Raw genomic sequence first — 23616 nt, forward strand, 5'->3', positions numbered from 1 at the left:
TAAATAGTGTGTTTTTGATCTGTACCGGTTACATCAGGAGAAGCTCGATTTAGTTGTAAAATTTCTGGAAGTTAACAAATATCATTGAGGCAGAGCGTATTGTCAGTGTAGTGTTCGTTGATATAGGAAATCACCAGTTCACAGAGCTTCTGGTGATAATCATTCATGGAGGAATCAAGCTTCCGACATAAAAGATGGCACAGATCCTTCAGCCATTGACATAGCTCTTCCGTATTATGAAACTCATTTATGTGGTTGTAAACATACAAAATTTTAGCTTCAAGGTCATGCGTATCCAGATTTAATTCATAGAAAAATTTCAGGATCCGGCCAAGAAGAGAATAAATCTGTATGAAAGCGAAATTCTTTGTGCGAAATTTCTGAGTGAGCCAGTCGGAAAAATTCTGAAACCAGAGATCTATGGCAGCGGTATCCTTTTTGCAGAGAAGCCGGATCAGTTCATCCTCCTTTGTATCTGAAAAATCTGCAACAGACAGATCGGAACCCAGAGCCTCTCTTCCGTCAAAGATATTCTGATGCGGGAAAAAGAATCTGTATTCCAGTGCATGTACGGCGCTTTTATAAGAATGGTTCAGGTTCCAGAAATCCTGGACAATTGTTCCAATGCCTGCGTTGAGAGAAAGTCCCAGTGGCTGGCAGGCATCTGCGATTGAGGAAATAAGTCCGCTGGTAAGCTGGCGGAAGCTGTTGGACTGACAGCCGCTGTGTCCCAGAATGCACAGATAGCCATCCATATCCGGGAGAAGATACACAAAATCAAGAGAAGCGGTTTCCTCAGTTATCAGATCCTGAAGGTTGAAAAGCTCCATCTGAAACTTTTCAATCCCGTAAACAGCTTTTAGATCCGGAGCATTTTCAAGCTCCAGAATAACAACTGTATAAAAATCATAATTCAGCTCCAGGTTCAGATACTTAAGATAAGGCTTCAGTCGGTAGGCTGCTTCAGAAGACGGAAGGTGTGTGATCTCGCGGAAAAATTTTTCCGTAAGAAGAGGCCTGCTTTGTTTCAGAAGCTGGAGATTTTTCTGTTCCTTTTCCATCAGTGCAAAAGCGTTTTTTACCTTCTGGATAAGATAGGCATAATCCAGAGGCTTTTCGATATAATCCAGAGCACCGAGGAGCAGAGCACGTCTTGCATATTCAAATTTATCATAGGCACTGATCAGGATGATCTTCACCATGGGATTGATCTCAAGAGCTTGACGGCTCATGGAAATGCCGTCAAGATCAGGCATTTCAATGTCAGAAATGATCAGATCTGCCGGTTCTTTTTTCATGGCTTCGATAGCAGAGGTTCCATTGTAGCAGACATGGATGATCTCTGCATTCAGCGTTTCCCAGTCTATGTTTTTTTCGATACCTTCTGCAGATAAGTAATTATCATCTACGATCATTATTTTTTTCATCGATATCTTCCTCCATCTGTTCGAATTCAATGGTGACGTATGTGCCGTTTCCGGGGTTGCTGCGGATCCTTACGGAACCGTTTCCGTATAATGGGTTGGAAATACGGGAACTTACGTTGGAAATTCCAAAATGCTTCTCATAATCAATAACATTATGCTCAATAGCATGGCGCAGCTGTGCAAGGGTTTCAGAGTCCATGCCGGCACCGTTGTCCTCAATGGAGATCACAACCGTATCATCGCCATAAAGAACATGGATCGAAATGAAAACAGCTGGTGTGCCCGAAGAAATTCCGTGCAGAATGGAATTTTCGAGAAATGGCTGAAGTGTAAACTTGCAGATCAGGAAATTTTCGATTCCATCTTCTGCTTCGATCTCCCAGTCCAGATTATCTTTATGACAGAGCTTTTCCATTTCCAGATAAAGCCGGGCAATTTCCAATTCATCTTTAATAGGAATAAGTTCCTTTGATTTACGCAGGGTAAGACGGTAAAAGGCAGTCAGATTTGCAATCATCTGATCAGCAATGTCAAGCTTTCCAAGGGACTGGCAGGTACGGATCGATCCCAGGATATTGTAAAGAAAATGCGGATTGATCTGTGACTGGAGCAGCTGGTATTTCAGACGTTCTTCGTTTACGGAAAGATTTACAATGGACTTCAGGTTTCCGGCTATTGTGTGCTGCATATCTTCAAAGGTGATGCCCAGTCTGTCAATCTCATCATACCTGGAAGGATCATCCGGGTGGGGAACAGTAACGATAGATAGATGTTCCGGGTCATATCCCAGCTGAAAGGCTTCCATTGCATAGGAAAGTGCAGTGATCTTCCGGGTAAGATTTTCGGAAAACAGGATAACGATGATAACAGTAAGGAGCAAGAAAATAAGGACAGTGATCAGTAAGGCACGGATCAGGATGTGCGTGTTGCCCTGAATATAGCTTTCCGGGATTTCGGTAACATGAAGCCAGCCATTGCTTAAGGTGCAGCAGTTATAATATTTTTCGCCGCTGTGAAAAGAAGAATCTGCATTTTTTTTGAGTTTCTGAAACTGTGCTTTGGAAATTCCGGATAAATTCAGTGAGGATGTATTTTTTGCTGCAATCTCTCCGTGATCTGTGAGAATGTAGCTGTATATGCGGGAATCCAAAGCAGCAGGCTGCAGATAAGTGGTAAGCTCTGAGGTGTCCAGAGCAATGCCGTAGGCGTATTCCAGAATACCGGTGGCCTGATTTTTCAGTGCCCGGACGCAGAGGATCACATCGGCAGATGATTTTTTTGTGGACAGTATTTTAGGCAGAGGCATATTGGAAACCGGTATCCAGACAGAGGAAAAGCCTGAACCGGAAACAATATTTTTATCCAGACCATATGCAGAAAGCTCATCTGTGGAAAAGAAGTACAGGCTTTCTTTTGAACCGAGCTGATCGGGCTGCAGAAAAACATATATATGGAAGAAATCGAATGTGGATTTATACAGCGAAATATTGTTTTTTACAGTGGTGAATTTTTTCAGTGCATCTACCTTATTAGAGGAAGGCTGATTTAGGGAGTACATTTGAAACTGTATGGTATCTGCTACATTTTCAACCTGACCGAGGCGGTCGTTCAGCTGAGAGACCAGCTGCTTGTCAGTCATTACGGCAGAATCGATGATACGATCTCTGGCAATGTTATAGGAAATGTGATAGCTGATGAAGGTCAGGGAAATCAGAGGTACCATAGTTGCGATCAGAAATGCGAGCAGGAGCTTATAGCGAAATGAGGAAAAAATGGGTGGGATACATTTGTGGAATTTCATAGTACATATTCTCCTTTATGTCAAAAACAAATTAATGAAACCGAATCCAGCTGTGAAAAAAGCCGTTACAAATATAGATTATATAAAAGGATTATAAAAAATTAACAACAAAAATACAAGAGAACGAAAAATAATATAAATAAATCATAAAATATTGTATTTAGAATGAGGGGGCTCTCTGGTATCCTTAAACCATCAAAAACAGGTGTGGACAAACACGAAAATGTCCAGAAAGGAAGAAAGATATGAAGAAAAAAGTAATGAGTGCAGTTTTGGCAGCAGCGATGGTTGTGGGTATGGCAGGTAACGTGGTTACTGTTTCCGCAAAGGAAAAATATGATCTTACCTTATACAGCGTCAACACCACAGACCCGGATTTTGAGGACTGGCTTGCAAATGTGGAAGATGCCACGGGCCTGAACATTAATGTAATTGCGGCACCTACAGATACAGATACCCGTCAGCAGAAGATCACCACAATGCTTTCCACAGGAGATACTTCCGTGGATGTCATTGAGATCAACGATGAGATGAGCGCGGCATTTAAAAATTCCGGATGGCTGGAAGGACTGAACGATACAGTAATGACAGATGATATCGCTGATCAGTTTGCCCAGGGATATGTAAAGGATATGATCACAGATAAGGACGGAAACATCGTCGGTGTTCCAGGCTATACAGGATATCTTGCATTCTGGGTAAATCAGGAGATCATGGATGAGGTCGGAATCAAATCCATTGATACAAAAGAGGATTTCATGAAGTATATGAAGGCTGTTTCCAAGGACGGAAGATTCGGCTACGGCGGTTCCTGGGAGAAAACCTATGCATTTAACGAGCTTGCACAGTTTGTAAACATGTTCGGCGGCGATTATTTTGACTGGACCAAAGAGGAAAACAAGGAAGCAGTTCAGTTCCTTCACGATCTGGTTGCTAATAAAGAAACATCCATCGAACAGATTGCAGATAAATATGACCAGATGAATCCGAAGATCAATGACGGAAAATACGGATGCTGGTTCATGTGGGGCCTTGGAACAGATTATGCAAAGGCAGATATGCTTGGCGCAGATAAGATCCACATGGAAATGGTACCGGATTTCAGCGGCAAGGGAGAGCGTGCGATCTTTACAGATTCCTGGAGCTATGTTCTCAACAAAGCATCCAAGAATAAAGATGCAGCTGTGAAATTCCTCCAGTATATGGCTGATGAAGGCGGAATGGAAGCTTCCTATAAAGCATTTGACAGATATCCTGCAAGAAAGGATGTTGCAGAGAAGGTAGTTCCGGATTCTGACCCGGCAAAAGAAATGTACAGCAGATATGCAAATGAATGCAATGTACAGGGACGTCCGATGGTGGCACAGACAATGGAATTTATCAGCGATATGGGAACAATCTTCCAGTCCTGTATGAAAGACGAGATTACAGTTGATGAGTTCTGCAAGAAGGCTCAGGATGTGGTAGATATGTATAAGTAAAAGATATAAAAAAACAGCAATGTAAAGCAGAGGTAAAAGTCTGCTTTACATTGCTTGATGAACAGGGAGGAAAGTTCCATGACAATAAGCAAAAAAAATATGAAGTGGATACCATGGCTTTTGATCCTGCCGGTTGTACTGATTCGAGGTTTTACAACAGTATATCCCATTCTGATGACTGTGAAAAACAGCTTCTTTAATATCAGTATCCTTGCAGGTATCAATGAATTTATAGGCTTCAAGAATTACCTGAAGGTATTTTCTGATCCTAAAGTGCTCACATCGATCAGCTTTACGGCAATATTTGTGGTTGCTTCCATGATCTTTCATGTGATCCTCGGAGTTATCCTGGCACTGATCCTGAATATGAAATTCAAAGGCCGCCGTTTTCTGAGGACCATCGTGCTGATCCCGTGGGCTATGCCTGCAGTAGTAGCCGGTATGGCTGCAAAATGGGCATTTAACAATGATTATGGTCTGATCAATGATTTTATCCGCTGGTTTGTACCGGGTTACCAGAACAGCTGGCTGATCAATACAGGTACTGCAAGAGCAGCGGTAATTGCAATGGACCTGTGGAAGGACCTTCCGTTCTTTGCAATTCTTGTACTTTCCGGACTTCAGTTTATTTCCGGCGATATCTATGAGGCAGCAAAGGTAGACGGTGCAAACGGGATCCAGAGCTTTTTCCGGATCACACTTCCGCTGATCGCAAAAAATGTCCTGACTTTATGTATTCCGTTCACACTCTGGAGACTGACAACCTTCGATCTGGTTTATTCCATGACATCTGGAGGCCCTGGAGAGGATACTGCGCTGATCGCATACAGAATCACAACAGAAGCATTTACAAATCTAAACGTAGGATATGCTTCGGCGCTGGCTATGCTGCTGTTTGTTGTAATGGCGATCTTCAGCTGGCTGAATATACGTGTTATGAATAAGTTTGACAGTTAGGGGGAATTATCGTGAAGAATACAGGAAAATATAATGTTTATCATGGAGTGGTAGCCGTTGGAAGATGGGTTCTGTTTGCAGTTGTGGCTTTTCTGATCCTGTTCCCGGTTTACTGGATCTTTATTTCTTCGATCACACCGTCAGGAGAATTGTTTAAAACACCGATCGATTATCTTCCGGATCATCCCACACTGGAAAGCTATAAATTTCTGATACAGAATGTAGGACTGCTTTCAAAGATCGGAAATACAGTTCTGATCGTAGGCATTACACTTGTGATCAGTACCGTGCTGTGTGCAATGGCTGCCTATGGCTTCTCAAGATTTAACTCAAAGGGAGTTTCTGTTGCATTTGCGTTTGTTCTGGCTACCATGCTGATCCCTGAGGTTGTCACAGCCCGCCCGCTGTATGAGTTTATGCAGAAGGTAAAGCTGTATGATACATATCCGGGACTTATCCTTCTTTATATCAGTACCGTTATACCGTTTACGGTTCTGATCCTCAGAAACTTTGTCGGTGAGATCCCGATCTCACTGGAGGAGGCAGCTGCTATTGACGGCGCATCTTTTTCACAGAGACTGTTTACGATCGTTCTGCCGCTGATGAAGCCGGCAATCGCTACGGTTTGCATTATCAACTTTATTACCTGTCTGAATAACTTTTTCACACCGTTGTTTTATTCAAATGGTATTCAGGTACTTTCTGTTTCCATCGTACAGCTTCCGTTACGTGACAACATGTATGGAGTTCCGTGGGATCTGGTCAGCGCCATGGGATGGATCATCCTTCTTCCGATCATTATCTTTGTAGCTGTTTTTGAGAAACAGATCATGGATGGTATCATGGCAGGTGGAGTAAAAGCGTAAATATAATATTTTTAATTTCCAAAAGAGAGGAGAAAACAGATATGTATCAGGCATTTACAGGCGGACTGGGAGGGATCGCACTTGCAAAGCATGGAAAAAGCCGTGCGATCAACGCAGAAAATCCTCATGGAGAAAAAGGCAGAGGCGGTATGGCTGCAAGTCATCTGGGACCGTCCAGAAAAGGAAGCCCGTGTCTCAGGGATATTGAGCCGGGAACTGTGGTAACTCTGGCAGAAATGGAAGGACCGGGACAGATCAATCATATCTGGATCACCGTTGATAACAAGACTACAGAGGCAGATTGCTTTGTACTGAGAGATCTTGTAATCCGTATGTACTGGGATGACGAGGAAACTCCTTCCGTGGAAAGTCCTCTGGGTGATTTCTTCTGCTGCGGATTCGGAAGGGAATGTTTTGTAAATTCTGTTCCGGTGGCTGTTGTTCCAAACAGGGGCTTTAACTGCTATTTCCCGATGCCGTTTAAGAAGAAAGCAAAGATCACACTGGAAAACCAGCATGCAAATAAAATCCCGGCTTTCTTTTATCAGGTAGATTACTGTCTCTATGATGAGCTTCCGGACGATATTGCTTATTTCCATGCGCAGTGGAGAAGGGAACGGTTGACAGAAAAAACAAAAGATTATACAATTTTGGATGGAGTAAAAGGAAAAGGCCATTATATAGGAACCTACATGGCACTTACCACACTGGAACGTTACTGGTGGGGCGAGGGAGAAATGAAGTTTTATATTGACGGAGATGAGGAGTATCCGACCATCTGTGGAACAGGAACGGAAGATTACTTTGGTGGTTCCTGGAGCTTTGCCAAACAGGTGGATGGAAAAACCGTGGAACAGAATTATAACACGCCGTATCTGGGATATCCGTATTATTCTGCCCATGACGAGCTGATCCACAATTTTTATCATAATGATGACTGCCCGCCAATGAGAGGCTTTTACAGATGGCATTTACAGGATCCAATCTGCTTTGAAGAGGATCTTCGCGTTACGATTCAGCAGATAGGCGTCGGATACCGTGGCCTGTTTGAACGACAGGATGATGTGGCAAGTGTAGCGTACTGGTATCAGACACTTCCTCATGCACCGTTCCAGCCGTTGATGTCAAAAGAGGATAGATGGCCCAGATAAAAAGGGTGGTAGAGATTGAAAAAACAGGTATTTTGCGGGGTATTTGCCCTGGCTCTGGCAGTGACAGGATGTGGAGTCCAGAAGAAGGAGGCTGCATCTGATATTGTGCCGGAGAACAGACAGGAACTGACGATCCTTCATGTGGATGCAGGCACAGAAGGCTTTGATTCTTTTATCAGCCAGGCGGAAAAAGATCTTGGAATAAAGATCCATATTGAAAAATGTCCGGCCAATGCGGACAATCGCCAGGCCAAAATAGCAACTCTTCTGACATCAGGAGATGATTCTGTTGATCTGATCACAGTAAATGATGAGATGATATCCGAATTTAAACATAAGGGATTTCTTCTTCCGTTGGAAGATACGGTTATGACAGAGGAGACAGCGGCGAATTTTCTGCAGGAATACCTGAAAGAAATATGCATGTCAGACGGACATATTTTTTCGGTACCGTTCAGGATGGATATCATGGCATTCTGGGTGAACCAGGAATTGCTGGATCAGGCTGGTCTGGACAGACTCTCCTGTCTCAGTGATCTTGAGATCCTTCAGAAAAAGCTTCAGAATACGGGAAAATATGCATATGGGGATGCATGGGAGATTTCTTACATATATAATAGTATCAGCGAGTATGTCGATTTTTTCGGAGGAGATTATACAGACTGGACGGATCCGAAAACAAGAGAAGCGGCAGAATATATGAAGCGAATGCTGGATACAGGGATGATATCAGAGGAGAATCTGATCGACCAGCATGACCAGCTGAATGAAAAATTTATAAACGGCCAGTATGGATGTATGTTTATGTATACCGGTGTGTTGAGTACTTTTCAGAATGCAGGCGTGTATGGAAAAGATAAGATCCATATGGCACCATTTCCGGAATTTGACGAGAAGGTGACCAATATCGCAACCTGGCAGTATGTACTGAATAAAAATTCTGATCATAAAGAAGCAGCTCTGAAGTTCCTTCAGTATGTGTCCGGATATGAGGCCAGTAAAAATTACGGACAGCTGACAAAAATGTGTCCGGCAAGACTGGATGTGATCGAGGATAAGAATTTTGATCTGGATGGCATTGAAATGATCCGGCAATATCTGAAAGATTATAAGCTGAAAGCAAGACCACTGTGTGCCGATTCCATAGAAGCCGTTTCGTCCATGGGAACGGAATTTCAGAAATATATGCTGGGACAGAAAACAGAAGCGGAATTTTTTGCCGGGGCACAGAACTGCATAGACCAGTATTACAAAAAAGCATCGTACTGATGCTTTTTTTGTTTTGAAAAAATAAGAACTTTTTTTCAAAACATATTGACAAATATTTTACATGGTGATATCTTAAAGACTGTAGATGTTAGCACTCCACTAAAATGAGTGCTAACAGATGTAAAAAAAGAATCAACATCCGTCAGGAAAGAATAAAAAGGAAAGGAGATGGATTCATGGAAGAGGTGTTGAATGAGCGCAAGCAAAAAATCTTAAAAGCAATCATCAAGACCTATATGGAAACCGGAGAACCGGTTGGTTCCAGGACCATTTCCAAGTATGCGGATCTCAATGTCAGTTCCGCAACGATCCGAAATGAAATGTCAGACCTGACAGATATGGGCTATATCGTCCAGCCTCATACCTCAGCAGGAAGGATTCCTTCAGATAAGGGCTACAGACTTTACGTCAATGAGTTGATGAAGGAGAAGGAAGCGGAGGTCGCAGAGCTGCGAGATCTGATCATTGAGAAGACAGATAAGATGGATAAGGTGCTTAAGAAGGTTGCGAAGGTTCTTGCTTCCAATACCAACTATGCTACCATGGTTTCCGTTCCGCAGTACAGCGGCAACAAGGTCAAGTTCATCCAGCTGTCGAGGATGAGCGAGCTTCAGCTTGTGGCAGTGGTTGTCAGTGACAACAACACAGTCCGGAACCAGATCATCAATCTGGATGAGGAAATGGACGACCAGACGATCCTGAAACTGAATCTTCTTCTTAACACCAATCTCAATGGGATTCCAATCCAGGATATCAACCTTGGGATGATCGCCAGACTGAAGGAACAGGCAGGCAGCCACAGCGGTGTGGTGGCAACGGTTCTGGATGCAGTGGCAGCCACCATTCATGTGGAAGAGGAAGATATGGAGATCTATACTTCAGGTGCAACTAACATTTTCAAGTATCCGGAGCTTGCCGATAAAGAGAAGGCAACGGAGCTGATCTCCGCATTTGAGGAGAAGCATGAACTTGCCGATCTTGTAAAAGAACAGATGTCAGATGGAGAGAATACAGGAATTCAGGTTTACATCGGTGATGAGATGCCAATCCAGACCATGAAGGACTGCAGCATTGTAACTGCCAGATATGAACTGGGAGACGGAATGTACGGAACCATCGGGATCATCGGTCCCAAACGAATGGATTATGAGAATGTAGTGGACAGTCTGAAGGAACTGAAGAATCATCTGGATGACGTTTTGAAAAAGAAGAAAACTTAGAAAGGCGGTAGAAAAAAAGTGTCGGAGGAAACAAAGAAAACATCCGAAGAGCAGGAAGCGGAGAAGGAAATCCCCGTAACTGACGGAGATCAGGAAGAAGAAAACCTGACACCGGAGGGAGAAGATCTGCCGGAGGAAGAAAATAATACTCCAGGCGAAGAAGCTGCCTCAGAGGATAAAAAAGAAGAAAAATCAAAAACTTCCTTCTTCGGAAAGAAGAAAAAAGATAAATCTGAGCAGAAGGTGGAGGAACTTACCGATCGCCTGAAGCGTACCATGGCTGAATTTGATAATTTCCGTAAAAGAACGGAAAAAGAAAAATCCAGCATGTACATCATCGGAGCAAAAGAAATCGTTGAAAAGATCCTGCCGGTTGTGGATAACTTCGAAAGAGGTCTTGCACAGGCACAGGAAGGCGATGCTTTTGCAGATGGAATGAAAATGATCTACAAGCAGCTTACCACAACACTGGATGAGCTTGGTGTGAAGCCGATCGAAGCAGTGGGAAAGGAATTCAACCCGGATTTCCATAATGCAGTGATGCATGTGGAGGATGAAGAGGTTGGAGAGAACATCGTGGTGGAAGAATTCCAGAAGGGTTACACTTACAAGGATTTCGTAGTACGCCACAGTATGGTGAAGGTTGCGAACTAACTGACAACAAACTTTATTTTAACAGATACAGACTAAAACAGGAGGAAAAAATCATGGGAAAGATTATTGGTATTGACTTAGGTACAACAAACAGCTGTGTAGCCGTAATGGAAGGTGGACAGCCGACAGTTATCGCAAATACAGAAGGCGCAAGAACAACACCATCCGTTGTAGCATTCACAAAAACAGGAGAGCGTCTGGTAGGTGAGCCTGCAAAACGTCAGGCAGTTACAAATGCAGACAGAACGATCTCCTCTATCAAAAGAGAGATGGGTACCGATTACCGTGTAACCATCGATGACAAGAAATATTCTCCACAGGAGATCTCCGCAATGATCCTTCAGAAACTGAAAAAGGATGCAGAGGCATATCTTGGTGAGAAAGTAACAGAGGCAGTTATCACAGTTCCGGCTTACTTCAACGATGCTCAGCGTCAGGCTACCAAAGATGCAGGTAAGATCGCAGGTCTTGATGTAAAACGTATCATCAACGAGCCTACAGCAGCAGCTCTTGCATATGGCCTTGACAATGAGAAAGAGCAGAAGATCATGGTATACGACCTTGGTGGTGGTACATTCGATGTATCCGTGATTGAGATCGGTGATGGCGTTATCGAGGTTCTTTCCACAGCTGGTAATAACCGTCTTGGTGGAGATGACTTTGATAAGAAAGTTACAGATTACATGCTTGCTGAGTTCAAGAGAACAGAGGGCGTAGACTTAAGCAACGACAAGATGGCTCTTCAGAGACTGAAAGAGGCAGCTGAGAAAGCTAAGAAAGAGCTTTCTTCCGCAACAACAACAAACATCAACCTTCCGTTCATCACAGCTACAGCTGAGGGACCGAAGCATTTCGATATGAACCTTACAAGAGCTAAATTTGATGAGCTGACACATGACCTTGTAGAGATGACTGCTGAGCCGGTTCGTCGTGCACTGTCTGATGCAGGTATCACAGCTTCCGAGCTTGGCCAGGTACTTCTGGTTGGTGGTTCTTCCCGTATCCCGGCAGTACAGGATAAGGTAAGACAGTTAACAGGCAAAGAGCCGAGCAAGAACCTGAATCCGGATGAGTGTGTTGCACTTGGTGCTTCTGTACAGGGTGGTAAACTTGCAGGTGATGCAGGTGCCGGTGATATCCTTCTTCTGGATGTTACTCCGCTGTCTCTGTCCATTGAGACAATGGGTGGTATCGCAACTCGTCTGATCGAGAGAAATACTACAATTCCTACAAAGAAGAGCCAGATCTTCTCCACAGCAGCAGACAACCAGACAGCTGTAGATATCAACGTTGTACAGGGTGAGCGTCAGTTCGCAAAAGACAACAAATCCCTCGGCCAGTTCCGTCTGGATGGAATCCCGCCAGCACGTCGTGGTGTTCCGCAGATCGAGGTAACATTTGACATCGATGCCAACGGTATCGTTAACGTATCCGCTAAGGATCTTGGAACAGGTAAGGAGCAGCACATCACGATCACAGCTGGTTCTAACATGTCCGATTCCGATATCGACAAAGCTGTCAAAGAAGCAGCGGAGTTCGAGGCTCAGGATAAGAAACGTAAAGAGGCGATCGACACAAGAAATAATGCAGACTCCATGGTATTCCAGGTTGAGAATGCACTGAAGGAAGCAGGCGACAAGCTTGATGCAAACGATAAAGCAAGTGTTGAGGCAGACCTCAATGCACTGAAGGATCTTCTTGCACAGACAGCAAATGCACAGGAGCTTACTGATTCTCAGGTTGCAGACATCAAAGCTGCACAGGAGAAGATGATGGAGAGCGCTCAGAAGCTGTTTTCCAAGATGTATGAGCAGACTCAGGGGGCTCAGGGTCAGGCTGGTCCTGGACCGGATATGGGCAACATGGGCGGAAACGCTGGTGCCCAGGGCGGAAATGAAGCAGGATACGGCGATGATGTTGTAGATGCTGATTACAAGGAAGTCTAAGACAAGTAGGAAATAATTACAATGGCTGATAAAAGAGATTATTATGAAGTCTTAGGTGTGGATAAAAACGCCGATGACGCAACATTAAAAAAAGCATATCGTAAGCTGGCCAAGAAATATCACCCGGATGTAAATCCGGGTGATAAAGAGGCTGAAGCGAAATTCAAAGAGGCGACAGAGGCTTACTCCGTTTTAAGTGATGCCGACAAGAGAAGACAGTATGATCAGTTTGGTCATGCGGCATTTGAAAATGGCGGTGGAGGCGGAGCCGGCGGCTTTGGCGGATTTGACTTCAACGGCGCAGATATGGGAGACATCTTCGGAGATATCTTCGGAGACCTTTTCGGCGGCGGAGGCAGAACCAGACGGGCCAACAACGGACCGATGAAGGGCTCCAATCTTCGTGCACGTGTGAACATTACTTTTGAGGAAGCGGTTTTCGGGTGCGAGAAAGAGTTGGAGATCGTTCTGAAGGATGAGTGTACCACATGTCACGGAACCGGAGCGAAACCTGGAACATCACCGGTCACATGTCCGAAATGTAAAGGCCAGGGTCAGATCGTTTACACTCAGCAGTCCATGTTTGGTATGGTACGTAATGTTCAGACCTGTCCGGACTGTAATGGAACCGGTAAGGTGATCAAGGATAAATGCAGTGCCTGCCGTGGAACCGGATATACTTCTTCCAGAAAGAAGATCCAGGTATCTGTACCGGCCGGTATCGACAATGGTCAGTGCATCCGTATCCGTGAAAAAGGTGAGCCGGGAACCAACGGCGGTCCGAGAGGAGATCTGCTGGTGGAGGTAAATGTAGCCCGTCATCCGATCTTCCAGAGACAGGATATGAATATCTTTTCAACAGCTCCGATCACATTTGCACAGGCTGCACTTGGCGGTGAGATGCGTATCAATACGGTAGACGGTGAGGTTTCCTATGAGGTGAAACCGGGAACACAGACGGATACAAGAATCCGCCTGAAGGGCAAAGGTGTTCCGTCATTACGCAACAAGAACGTTCGTGGTGACCACTATGTAACACTGGTAGTCCAGACTCCGACAAATCTCAATGAGGAAGCAAAGAAAGCTCTGGAAGCTTTTGATGCGGCATGTGGAAACCGTCCGTCAGAGGACAGCACATCCGAGACTTCCGAAAAAACCGAAAAGAAGAAAAAAGGTTTCCGTGAGAAAGTTAAGGAAATGTTTGAGGAATAAATAAAGTGAAAACAGGAAAGAGGCACAAAATGCCTCTTTCTTTTTTTTCTGTATTCGTGTATATTAAAAGAAGTGCCTGTTTTCGGGACAATAGAAAACAGGCGACAGACTGGAATGAAAATCCGTAAATGTGTATACAGCATAAGGAGATATAAAATATGAAATGGAACCGTTTTACACTTAAGACAAAAACAGAGGCAGAGGATATTGTGATCTGTACACTTGCCGAGGTGGGAATTGAAGGTGTGGAGATCCAGGACAAGCAGCCGCTGACCGATGAGGATAAGGCACAGATGTTTGTGGATATTATGCCGGAAGGACCAGCAGATGACGGGATCGCATATCTGAACTTCTATCTGGAAGAGGATGCGGATACCGAGGCAATCCTGAAAGATGTGAAGGCTGCACTGGAGGATCTGAGAAGCTTTGTGGATATCGGAGAGGCAACCATCACAGAATCCCAGACAGAGGACAAGGACTGGATCAATAACTGGAAACAGTACTTCCATCAGTTCTATGTAGACGATATTCTGATCGTACCGTCCTGGGAAGAAGTGAAGGCAGAAGATAAGGACAAGATGATCCTCCACATTGATCCGGGAACTGCCTTTGGTACAGGAATGCATGAGACCACACAGCTTGTGATCCGTCAGCTGAAGAAATTTGTGAAGCCGGGAATGGAGATCCTTGATGTGGGAACCGGAAGTGGAATCCTGGGAATCGTTGCACTGAAGCTTGGTGCAGGTCATGTGGTTGGTACAGATCTTGATCCCTGTGCAGTTCCGGCAGTATCTGAGAACAAGGAGGCCAACCAGATCGAGGAGAAATCCTTTGACATGATGATCGGAAACATCATCGATGACAAAGAAGTTCAGGAACAGGTCGGATATGAGAAATATGATATCGTAACTGCAAATATCCTGGCAGATGTTCTGGTACCGTTGACTCCGGTGATCGTTGCACAGATGAAAAAAGGCGCTTACTACATTACATCAGGCATTCTGGATGTAAAGGAGGATGTCGTAGTGAAGGCTGTAAAAGACGCCGGACTGACGCTTGTTGAGGTGACTCATCAGGGCGAGTGGGTATCTGTGACAGCAAGAAAGGACTGATCTCATGCAGCGATTTTTTGTGGAACCTCATCAGATCGACAGGGACAGACATGAGATCCATATCACAGGAAATGATGTCAATCATATTGTCAATGTACTCCGCATGAAAAAAGACGAGGAGCTCTGGATCAGCGATAAGGAAAAAGAATATCACTGTGTGATCGAAAACGCGGGGGAGGATGAAGTCCTGCTTCATATCCTCTATGTACAGGAGCCGGATTATGAGCTGCAGAACCGTATTTATCTTTTTCAGGGACTGCCGAAGGCTGATAAGATGGAGCTGATCATCCAGAAGGCAGTAGAGCTTGGAGCATATTCCGTAGTTCCTGTTTCAACCAGGCGCTGCGTGGTAAAACTGGATAACAAAAAAGCAGAAAAAAAAGTATCCCGCTGGCAGCAGATTGCAGAAAGTGCGGCAAAACAGTCCAAGCGTATGCTGGTGCCGGAGGTACATTCCGTGATGACTTTTAAAGAAGCCCTTGTCTATGCAAAAGAACTGGACGTTCTATTGATCCCTTATGAGCTTGCAAAGGGAATGAAAGAGACGAAAGAACTGATCCGGTCGATCGAACCGGGAAAAAGCATCGGTGTCTTTATCGGCCCTGAGGGTGGTTTTGAAGAGCAGGAAGTGGCAGATGCCATGGAAGCCGGTGCGAAACCCATCACCCTGGGACACCGGATCTTACGGACAGAAACCGCAGGACTCGCAGTACTTTCTGTTCTGATGTTTCAACTGGAGGATGAATAAATTATGGAAGCATATTTTGACAATTCCGCGACAACGAGATGCTTCGATGAAGTAAAGGATATTGTCTGCAAAACCATGACAGAAGATTTCGGAAATCCTTCTGCCATGCATAAAAAGGGAATGGAAGCGGAGAATTATGTCCGCAGAAGTGCCCAGACCCTTGCAAAATTACTGAAAGTGAATGAAAAAGAGATTCTTTTTACCTCCGGTGGAACAGAATCGGACAATCTTGCTATCATCGGTGGTGTGGAAGCCAATAAGCGTATGGGAAACCATATCATTACAACTGCAGTAGAGCATGCAGCAGTGGCCCAGCCTTTTGCTTATCTGAAGGAACAGGGCTATGAGGTGACTATTCTTCCTGTGGATCATCAGGGCGTTGTAAAGCTGGATGCACTGGAAGCGGCTCTTCGTCCGGATACCATTCTGGTGTCTGTGATGTACGTGAACAATGAGGTGGGAGCCGTGATGCCGGTAGAAGAGATCGGAAAGCTTGTCCATGAAAAAAGTCCGAAAGCACTTTTTCATGTAGATGCCATCCAGGCATTCGGAAAGTACCGTATTTACCCGAAAAAACTGGGAATCGACCTTTTATCTGTAAGCAGCCATAAAATCCACGGACCAAAGGGTGTGGGCTTCCTCTACATCAACGAAAAAGTAAGAGTACAGCCACAGATCCTTGGAGGCGGACAGCAGAACGGCATGCGTTCCGGAACGGACAATGTACCGGGAATCGCAGGCCTTGGCGTTGCTGCAGAGATGGTATATACGGATTTTGATAAAAAAATACAGCACCTTTATGACCTGAAAGAACGGATGGCAGAGGGACTTTCAAAGCTTGGAGACATCACCATCAACGGAATGCCTTTAAGAGAAGGGGCACCGCACATCATGAGCGTGACTTTTCATGGAGTCCGAAGCGAAGTCCTGCTCCATACGCTGGAAGAATTCGGAGTATATATTTCCGCAGGAAGTGCATGCTCCAGTCATAAGAGAAAACCAAGTGCAACACTGACAGCTATAGGCTTGAGCAGAGCCGATGTGGAAAGTACCGTCCGCATCAGCTTCTGTGAGGAAAATACCTTTGAAGAGGTAGATTACTGCCTGGAAGCACTGGGAAAAACAATTCCGATGCTGCGCAGGTATGCACGTCGATAGAGAATACAGAAGAAAGGGATTTTTATGTTAGTACATGCATTTCTGATCAAATATGCGGAAATTGCCCTTAAGGGAAAAAACCGCTATCGTTTTGAAGATGCTCTCGTACATCAGATGGAGATCGCACTCTCCAAGATCGAGGGAGATTTTGAAGTAAAAAAAGAGCAGGGAAGAGTTTATGTATTCTGCCCGGAGAATTATGATTACGATGAGGCTGTAGATGCGCTGCAGCATGTATTCGGTATTGTAGGCATCTGCCCGGTTATGATCTATGAAGAACAGGGCTTTGAGAAGCTTGCCGAAGATGTTGTGGGTTATATGAAGCAGTGGCATCCGGACTTTAACGGAAGCTTCAAGGTCTGGACACGCCGCGCAAAGAAATCCTATCCGATCAGCTCCATGGAAGTCAGCGCTGAGCTTGGCGGACGTATCCTGGATGCGTTCCCGGAGGCAAGTGTAGATGTTCATCATCCGGAGCTGGATCTTTCTGTTGAGATCCGTGACAAGATTTACGTATATTCCCAGACCATTCCGGGCGCAGGCGGAATGCCCATCGGAACAAACGGAAAAGCCATGCTTCTTCTTTCCGGTGGGATCGACAGTCCGGTTGCCGGCTATATGATCGCAAAACGTGGTGTCAAGATCGATGCGGTATATTTCCATGCACCGCCCTACACCAGTGAGCGCGCAAAACAGAAGGTAGTGGATCTTGCCCGCCTGGTAGCCAAATACAGCGGACCGATCCGTCTCCATGTAGTTAACTTTACAGATATACAGCTTTATATTTATGATCAGTGTCCTCATGATGAGCTTACTATTATCATGAGAAGATATATGATGCGTATTGCCGAGCATTTCGCTAAAAAAGACCGTTGTCTCGGACTTATCACAGGTGAGAGCATCGGACAGGTTGCAAGCCAGACCTTACAGAGCCTTGCTTCTACAAATGAGGTCTGCACACTTCCGGTATATCGTCCGGTGATCGGCTTTGATAAAGAGGAGATCGTCCGTATTTCCAGAAAGATCGATACCTTTGAGACTTCTATTCAGCCGTTTGAGGATTGCTGTACCATCTTTGTAGCGAAACATCCTGTAACAAAGCCGAATCTTAAGGTGATCCGCCGTTCTGAGCAGAAGCTTTCTGAGAAGATCGATGAGCTTATGGAAACGGCTCTGAATACCACAGAGATCATTGAAATTCAGTGATCCGTTTTTAGATAAGAAAAAACAAACAGGGAACCTCGCTGCAGAGGTTCCCTGGAATTACCGATATATCAGGAAAAGGGAGTTCATTGAGAACAGAAGGATTCTGAAAGCATGAAAAAAGAGGAACTGTATCCGATACAGTTCCTCTCAAATATACAGTATAGATTAGTCGATTGTATATTTGGAAATAATCTGCATTACGTTATCCAGAGCAGCGCCATCTGCATGGATGTTGAGGTCGATCGGCTTGGAAAGATCCAGGCTGAAGATACCCATGATGGATTTTGCATCGATCACATATCTTCCGGATACTAAATCAAAATCGCAGTCGAATTTGCTGATCTCGTTTACGAATGCTTTCACCTTATCGATGGAATTCAGTGAGATTTTAGCTGTTTTCATTATAATAACCTCCCTTGATAAATTTTTGTTATTTTACAGCTTTCATCTTACCTGTCAGTACCCAAAAAGTCAAGGTGAAAAGAGATAAAAATTGTTTTAATAATTAGTTAAAGTGTAAAAAAAGTGAGGAAAAATGGGAAATAAAGTTGCATTACACAACCTGGGCTGCAAAGTAAATGCCTATGAGATCGAGGCCATGCAGCAGCTTCTGGAGGAGGCGGGATATGAGATCGTGCCTTTTGAGCCGGGAGCGGATATTTATGTGATCAATACCTGCACAGTAACCAATATTGCAGACAGAAAATCAAGACAGATGCTCCACAAAGCAAAAAAAATGAATCCGGAAGCGATTGTGGTGGCAACGGGCTGTTATGTACAGACCGGTGGCGAGAAACTGGAAAAAGACGAAGCCATTGATCTTGTTCTGGGAAATAACCAGAAGATCAATATTGTGGAGGCACTGGCCGAATATGCGGAAAACAAACCGGGCCATGGTTCCCATGTGATCAAGATCAATCAGACAAAAGAGTATGAGGAACTTTCCATTGATCATACAGCAGAACATGTAAGGGCATATATCAAGGTTCAGGACGGATGCAATCAGTTCTGTACGTACTGTATCATTCCCTATGCAAGAGGCCGTGTCAGAAGCCGGAATATTGAAAGTGTGCTGAAGGAGGTCCGTGCACTTGCGGAAAAAGGGTATAAGGAAGTGGTCCTTACAGGAATCCATTTAAGCTCCTATGGAGTGGATTTCCCGGAGGAGAAAAAAGAGACGCTGCTTTCTCTGATCCGTGCTGTGCATGAGATCGAAGGAATCAGGCGTATCCGTCTGGGATCGCTGGAACCGGGAATCGTTACAAGAGAATTTGCGGAAGGGATCGCGGCGCTGCCGAAGGTATGCCCGCATTTCCATCTTTCCCTGCAGAGTGGCTGTGATGAGACCCTGGAGAGGATGAACCGCAGATACAGAAGCGGGGAATACAGAGAGCGCTGTGAGCTTTTAAGAGAAGTGTATGGAAATCCGGCACTGACAACGGATGTGATCGTAGGCTTTCCGCAGGAATCGGAGGAAGAATTCCGGAAATCCTATGATTTTGTGGACAGTATCCGTTTTTATGAGACTCATATCTTCAAATATTCCAGAAGACAGGGAACAAAGGCGGCTGCCATGGACGGTCAGCTGACAGAGGCGGAGAAATCCTTCCGCAGTGAGAAGATGATCGAGCTGCATCATCGTCATGCAGGGGATTATGAGAAATCCATGCTTGGCAAAAACCTGGAGGTACTGATCGAGGAAGAGTATACAAAGGATGGACGGACCTGGTATCTGGGACACAGCCGGGAGTATATAAAAACTGCTGTACCGAAATCGGAAGCTTATGGCGTAAATGATATCGTAATCGTAAAGGCAGAAGGCTTTCTTGAAGAGCATATCATGACCGGTGAAGCCGTGGAGTGAAGAACGGGATCGTATGTTGAAAGGTTGTTTGTTCACTGGTAATATTTTGCGAAGCGTGTTACTGAGAACGGAGTGAACAGTAACGTTGACAGTTTGTATTCGCAATCCTCGTTAAATTTAAGATTGTAATTTATGTAAATTTATATTAAAATAAAAAAGAATATATTTTAAGGACGTGAGAGACAATGGCAGAGAATAATCTGGGAAATACACAGTATTTCAGAACAAAACCGGATCAGGAGCTTCAGGTAAAAGAAGTCCTGGATCTGGTGTACAATGCAATGGATGAGAAGGGCTACAATCCGGTGAATCAGATCGTAGGATATATTATGTCCGGAGATCCGACCTACATCACAAGCCACAAGGGTGCGAGAAGCATGATCATGAAGGTGGAGCGTGATGAGCTGGTAGAGGAGCTTCTCACCGAGTATATCAAGAATAAGTCCTGGGAACGTTAATATGAGAGTACTGGGACTGGACTATGGCTCGAAGACCGTTGGGGTTGCAGTGAGCGATCCCCTTGGTCTGACAGCCCAAGGTGTGGAAACCGTATGGCGCAAGCAGGAAAACAAGCTTCGTCGTACTCTGGCACGTATTGAAGAGATCATTTCGGAGTATCAGGTTACGGAGATCGTTCTGGGATACCCGAAAAATATGAACAATACAGTAGGAGAGCGGGCCGAGAAATCTCTGGAGTTTAAGGAAATGCTGGAGAAACGTACGGGTCTGCCTGTTGTTATGTGGGATGAGAGACTGACTACCATGGCGGCAGACCGTACTCTGGAGGAGACCGGTGTGCATAAGGAAGACCGTAAACAGTATCTGGATCAGGTAGCAGCAGTCTTTATCCTGCAGGGATATCTGGATGCTGCCGCATACAGAAGAGAGCAGCAGGAAGGCGTGGAAGAATGATCGGAAACGCAAATAGATATTTTGAGCGGATCAGGTAGCAAATGCGGATTGTGAATATCCGCTTGACAAGAACGGATAAGGAAGAATTAAATATGGAAAAAATAATATTTCAGTCAGACGACGGCACAGCTGCTGAGTTTTACGTAGAGGAGCAGACCAATATTGCGGGTGTGACTTATCTTTTGGTGTCCGATTCACAGGATGAGGAAGCAGACGCATATATTCTGAAGGATATTTCAGCTCCGGGAAGCACAGAAGCCTGTTATGAGATGGTCGAGGATGATGACGAACTTCAGGCTGTATATGCAGTTTTTCAGCAGATGCTGGATGACGTGAATTTTGAATGGAGGAGCGATTTTTGAAAAGCGAGAACAACGATGACAACAAAAATGCGGAGAGCAGAGTACAAGTTTCCGCAGGCGGTGCCAGAAGAACCGCAGCAAGACAAAAGAATGCCGGATCAAGAACAAGACAGTATCGTGGTGGCAGCAAAAACCGTCAGGATAAGCCTTTCCGGCCAACAGCAAAGAAAACAGCAGCCGGTGGCGCTGTAAAAAACAGCAGAAACACACAGAAACCGGCAAAGACCGGCGGCAGGCCATCCGGTCGGAAAACCGGCCGCAGAACAACATCCAAGCTTAAGATCATACCACTTGGCGGTCTGGAGCAGATCGGAATGAACATTACCGCTTTTGAGTATGGCGACAGTATTGTAGTTGTAGACTGTGGTCTTTCTTTCCCTGAGGACGATATGTTGGGAATCGATCTGGTCATTCCGGATGTAACATACCTTAAGGAAAATATTTCCAAGGTGAAGGGATTTGTGATCACTCATGGACATGAGGATCATATCGGAGCTCTTCCGTATGTGTTGAAAGAGATCAATGTTCCGATCTATGCTACCAAGCTGACACTGGGACTGATCCGCAACAAACTGAAAGAGCATAACCTTATGCGTTCTACCAAATTGAAAGAGGTAAAACACGGGCAGGTGATCAATCTTGGGGATTTTGCTGTGGAATTTATCAAAACGAATCACAGTATCCAGGATGCATCCGCACTTGCTATTTATTCACCGGTGGGAATCGTGATACACACAGGAGACTTTAAAGTTGATTATACACCGGTATTTGGAGATGCCATCGATCTGCAGCGTTTTGCAGAGATCGGCAAGAAGGGTGTGCTTGCACTGATGTGTGAGAGTACCAATGCAGAGAGACCGGGATTTACAATGTCCGAGCGTACAGTGGGACATGTATTTGATAATCTTTTTAATGAGTACCGTACATCCAGGATCATCATTGCAACCTTTGCATCCAACGTGGATCGTGTGCAGCAGATCATTAACACTGCATACCGGTTCGGAAGAAAGGTTGCTGTGGAAGGCCGCAGTATGGTCAATGTTATTTCCGTAGCGTCAGAGCTTGGCTATCTGCAGATCCCGGAGAACACACTGATCGAGATCGATCAGGTGAAGAATTATCCGGACGACAAGGTGGTTCTGATCACAACCGGAAGTCAGGGTGAGTCCATGGCGGCACTTTCCCGTATGGCAGCCAATATCCATAAAAAGATCACGATCAAGCCTAACGATACCATCATTTTCAGCTCCAATCCGATCCCTGGAAATGAAAAGGCAGTTTCCAAGGTCATCAACGAACTGTCTATGAAGGGAGCCAAGGTTATTTTCCAGGATGTCCATGTTTCCGGACATGCCTGCCAGGAGGAGATCAAGCTGATCTACTCCCTCGTAAAACCGAAATATGCCATTCCGATCCATGGTGAGTACCGTCATCTGACCGCACAGAAACACATTGTGGAAGATCTGGGAATCCCGAAGGAGAATATTTTTATCCTTTCTTCCGGAAATGTTCTGGAGTTGGACGGACAGGATGCCAAGGTGACAGGAAGCGTTCATACAGGTGCGATCTTTGTAGACGGACTTGGCGTTGGCGATGTGGGAAATATCGTACTCCGTGACCGTCAGCATCTGTCTGAAGATGGAATCATGATCGTAGTTATGACACTGGAGCGCCACAGTAATGTAGTTCTCGCAGGTCCGGATATCGTTTCCAGAGGTTTTGTGTATGTAAGAGAATCTGAGGATCTTATGGAGCATGCCAGACAGGTTGTGGAAACTGCACTGGATTCCTGCCTGGAGAACAATATCACGGACTGGGGCAAGATCAAAACCGAGGTCAAGGATGCCCTTGGAGAGTATCTGTGGAAACGGACCAAGAGAAATCCTATGATCCTGCCTATCATTATGGAGGCGTAGGTTCATGGATGAGATCAGCATGGAGATCGAGAAGCTTCTCGATGCTGTGCACAGAAGCGATGAATATCAGGAATATCAGAAACAGGCAGCCCAGCTTGAAGGGGATCCTGAGCTGAAAGCCAGAGTGATGAGATTCCGTGGAGATAATTTCAGACTGCAGAATCATTCAGACAAGGATGAGCTGTTCCATATTGCGGAACAGCTCAATCAGGAGTCTGCAAGTCTGAGACAGAACCTGAAAGTAAATGCCTATCTCGACGCAGAGCTTGCGCTGTGCAGACTGATGCAGCGGATATGCAGGACGCTGGTGGACGGGATCGACATACAGATTCCTGACTTATAGGAGGAAAGACT

22 protein-coding genes are annotated in these 23616 nt (G+C 45.0%); 19 read left to right on the forward strand and 3 right to left on the reverse strand.

The genetic code is table 11. The annotated features are described in order from the left end of the window. Positions 1-71: 71 nt before the first annotated feature. Both EAI83_RS10665 and EAI83_RS10670 read right to left on the reverse strand, forming a co-directional pair. A complete protein-coding gene (locus EAI83_RS10665; RefSeq protein WP_243113480.1) occupies positions 72-1427 on the reverse strand; it encodes a response regulator in 1356 nt (451 codons plus the stop codon). Then, complete coding sequence (locus EAI83_RS10670; RefSeq protein ID WP_192926487.1) at positions 1402-3228, reverse strand: sensor histidine kinase; 1827 nt, start codon at positions 3226-3228, stop codon at positions 1402-1404. The genes EAI83_RS10665 and EAI83_RS10670 overlap by 26 nt, the downstream gene beginning before the upstream one ends. A gap of 245 nt (positions 3229-3473) precedes the next feature. Between EAI83_RS10670 and EAI83_RS10675 the strand changes: the two genes are divergently transcribed. From EAI83_RS10675 to thiI, 13 genes are all read left to right on the forward strand, one after another. Further along, complete coding sequence (locus tag EAI83_RS10675; protein ID WP_092071267.1) at positions 3474-4709, forward strand: ABC transporter substrate-binding protein; 1236 nt, start codon at positions 3474-3476, stop codon at positions 4707-4709. A gap of 78 nt (positions 4710-4787) precedes the next feature. After that, a complete protein-coding gene (locus EAI83_RS10680; RefSeq protein ID WP_044961978.1) occupies positions 4788-5666 on the forward strand; it encodes a carbohydrate ABC transporter permease in 879 nt (292 codons plus the stop codon). Between the two features lie 11 nt (positions 5667-5677). Further along, on the forward strand, positions 5678-6532 hold the full coding sequence (locus EAI83_RS10685) for a carbohydrate ABC transporter permease (protein WP_021652326.1): 855 nt from the start codon (positions 5678-5680) through the stop codon (positions 6530-6532). Between the two features lie 41 nt (positions 6533-6573). After that, positions 6574-7683, forward strand: a complete 1110-nt coding sequence (locus EAI83_RS10690; RefSeq protein WP_021652327.1) for a glycoside hydrolase family 172 protein — start codon at positions 6574-6576, stop codon at positions 7681-7683. Between the two features lie 15 nt (positions 7684-7698). Next, a complete protein-coding gene (locus EAI83_RS10695) occupies positions 7699-8952 on the forward strand; it encodes an ABC transporter substrate-binding protein (protein WP_237971358.1) in 1254 nt (417 codons plus the stop codon). A gap of 176 nt (positions 8953-9128) precedes the next feature. Beyond that, positions 9129-10172, forward strand: coding sequence for a heat-inducible transcriptional repressor HrcA (gene hrcA, locus EAI83_RS10700; RefSeq protein WP_059085387.1), 1044 nt, complete (start codon positions 9129-9131; stop codon positions 10170-10172). A gap of 18 nt (positions 10173-10190) precedes the next feature. Then, positions 10191-10826 carry a nucleotide exchange factor GrpE gene (gene grpE, locus EAI83_RS10705; protein ID WP_059085388.1) on the forward strand — a complete coding sequence of 212 codons (636 nt, stop codon included), beginning with the start codon at positions 10191-10193 and terminating at the stop codon, positions 10824-10826. A gap of 53 nt (positions 10827-10879) precedes the next feature. Further along, entirely contained in the window at positions 10880-12772 is a 1893-nt protein-coding gene (dnaK, locus tag EAI83_RS10710) for a molecular chaperone DnaK (protein ID WP_110102502.1), read from the forward strand. A gap of 21 nt (positions 12773-12793) precedes the next feature. After that, positions 12794-13984, forward strand: coding sequence for a molecular chaperone DnaJ (dnaJ, locus tag EAI83_RS10715; RefSeq protein ID WP_129975370.1), 1191 nt, complete (start codon positions 12794-12796; stop codon positions 13982-13984). A 158-nt stretch (positions 13985-14142) separates the two neighbouring features. Beyond that, positions 14143-15096 carry a 50S ribosomal protein L11 methyltransferase gene (gene prmA / locus EAI83_RS10720; protein ID WP_015527080.1) on the forward strand — a complete coding sequence of 318 codons (954 nt, stop codon included), beginning with the start codon at positions 14143-14145 and terminating at the stop codon, positions 15094-15096. Between the two features lie 4 nt (positions 15097-15100). After that, the gene (locus tag EAI83_RS10725; RefSeq protein ID WP_129975372.1) at positions 15101-15844 is read left to right on the forward strand and encodes a 16S rRNA (uracil(1498)-N(3))-methyltransferase; all 744 of its coding nucleotides are present in this window, start codon (positions 15101-15103) and stop codon (positions 15842-15844) included. A gap of 3 nt (positions 15845-15847) precedes the next feature. After that, positions 15848-17002: a cysteine desulfurase family protein gene (locus EAI83_RS10730; RefSeq protein WP_129975374.1), complete on the forward strand. Its 1155-nt coding sequence runs from the start codon at positions 15848-15850 to the stop codon at positions 17000-17002. A gap of 24 nt (positions 17003-17026) precedes the next feature. Continuing rightward, on the forward strand, positions 17027-18208 hold the full coding sequence (gene thiI, locus EAI83_RS10735) for a tRNA uracil 4-sulfurtransferase ThiI (protein WP_015527083.1): 1182 nt from the start codon (positions 17027-17029) through the stop codon (positions 18206-18208). A gap of 165 nt (positions 18209-18373) precedes the next feature. Here the strand turns inward: thiI and EAI83_RS10740 are convergent, their stop codons facing one another. After that, positions 18374-18610, reverse strand: coding sequence for an HPr family phosphocarrier protein (locus EAI83_RS10740; RefSeq protein WP_015527084.1), 237 nt, complete (start codon positions 18608-18610; stop codon positions 18374-18376). Positions 18611-18743: 133 nt separating this feature from the next. On the opposite strand from EAI83_RS10740, the gene mtaB reads away from it, so the two are divergent. The 6 genes from mtaB to EAI83_RS10770 all read left to right on the forward strand — a co-directional run bounded on the left by mtaB (position 18744) and on the right by EAI83_RS10770 (position 23605). Beyond that, positions 18744-20072, forward strand: a complete 1329-nt coding sequence (mtaB, locus tag EAI83_RS10745) for a tRNA (N(6)-L-threonylcarbamoyladenosine(37)-C(2))-methylthiotransferase MtaB (protein WP_021652336.1) — start codon at positions 18744-18746, stop codon at positions 20070-20072. 185 nt (positions 20073-20257) lie between these two features. Continuing rightward, positions 20258-20530 carry an IreB family regulatory phosphoprotein gene (locus EAI83_RS10750; RefSeq protein WP_015527087.1) on the forward strand — a complete coding sequence of 91 codons (273 nt, stop codon included), beginning with the start codon at positions 20258-20260 and terminating at the stop codon, positions 20528-20530. Position 20531: 1 nt separating this feature from the next. Further along, a complete protein-coding gene (gene ruvX / locus EAI83_RS10755) occupies positions 20532-20984 on the forward strand; it encodes a Holliday junction resolvase RuvX (protein ID WP_015527088.1) in 453 nt (150 codons plus the stop codon). Positions 20985-21076: 92 nt separating this feature from the next. Next, positions 21077-21346 carry a DUF1292 domain-containing protein gene (locus EAI83_RS10760; protein WP_059086846.1) on the forward strand — a complete coding sequence of 90 codons (270 nt, stop codon included), beginning with the start codon at positions 21077-21079 and terminating at the stop codon, positions 21344-21346. 281 nt (positions 21347-21627) lie between these two features. Then, positions 21628-23262, forward strand: a complete 1635-nt coding sequence (locus EAI83_RS10765; RefSeq protein ID WP_044962008.1) for a ribonuclease J — start codon at positions 21628-21630, stop codon at positions 23260-23262. Between the two features lie 4 nt (positions 23263-23266). Further along, positions 23267-23605 (forward strand): YlbF family regulator, encoded by a 339-nt coding sequence (locus tag EAI83_RS10770; RefSeq protein WP_021652339.1) that lies wholly within the window; start codon positions 23267-23269, stop codon positions 23603-23605. Positions 23606-23616 lie beyond the last annotated feature (11 nt).

Origin of the sequence: Blautia sp. aa_0143 (assembly GCF_004167315.1) — a bacterium.
Classification (GTDB): Bacteria; Bacillota; Clostridia; order Lachnospirales; family Lachnospiraceae; genus Blautia_A; species Blautia_A fusiformis.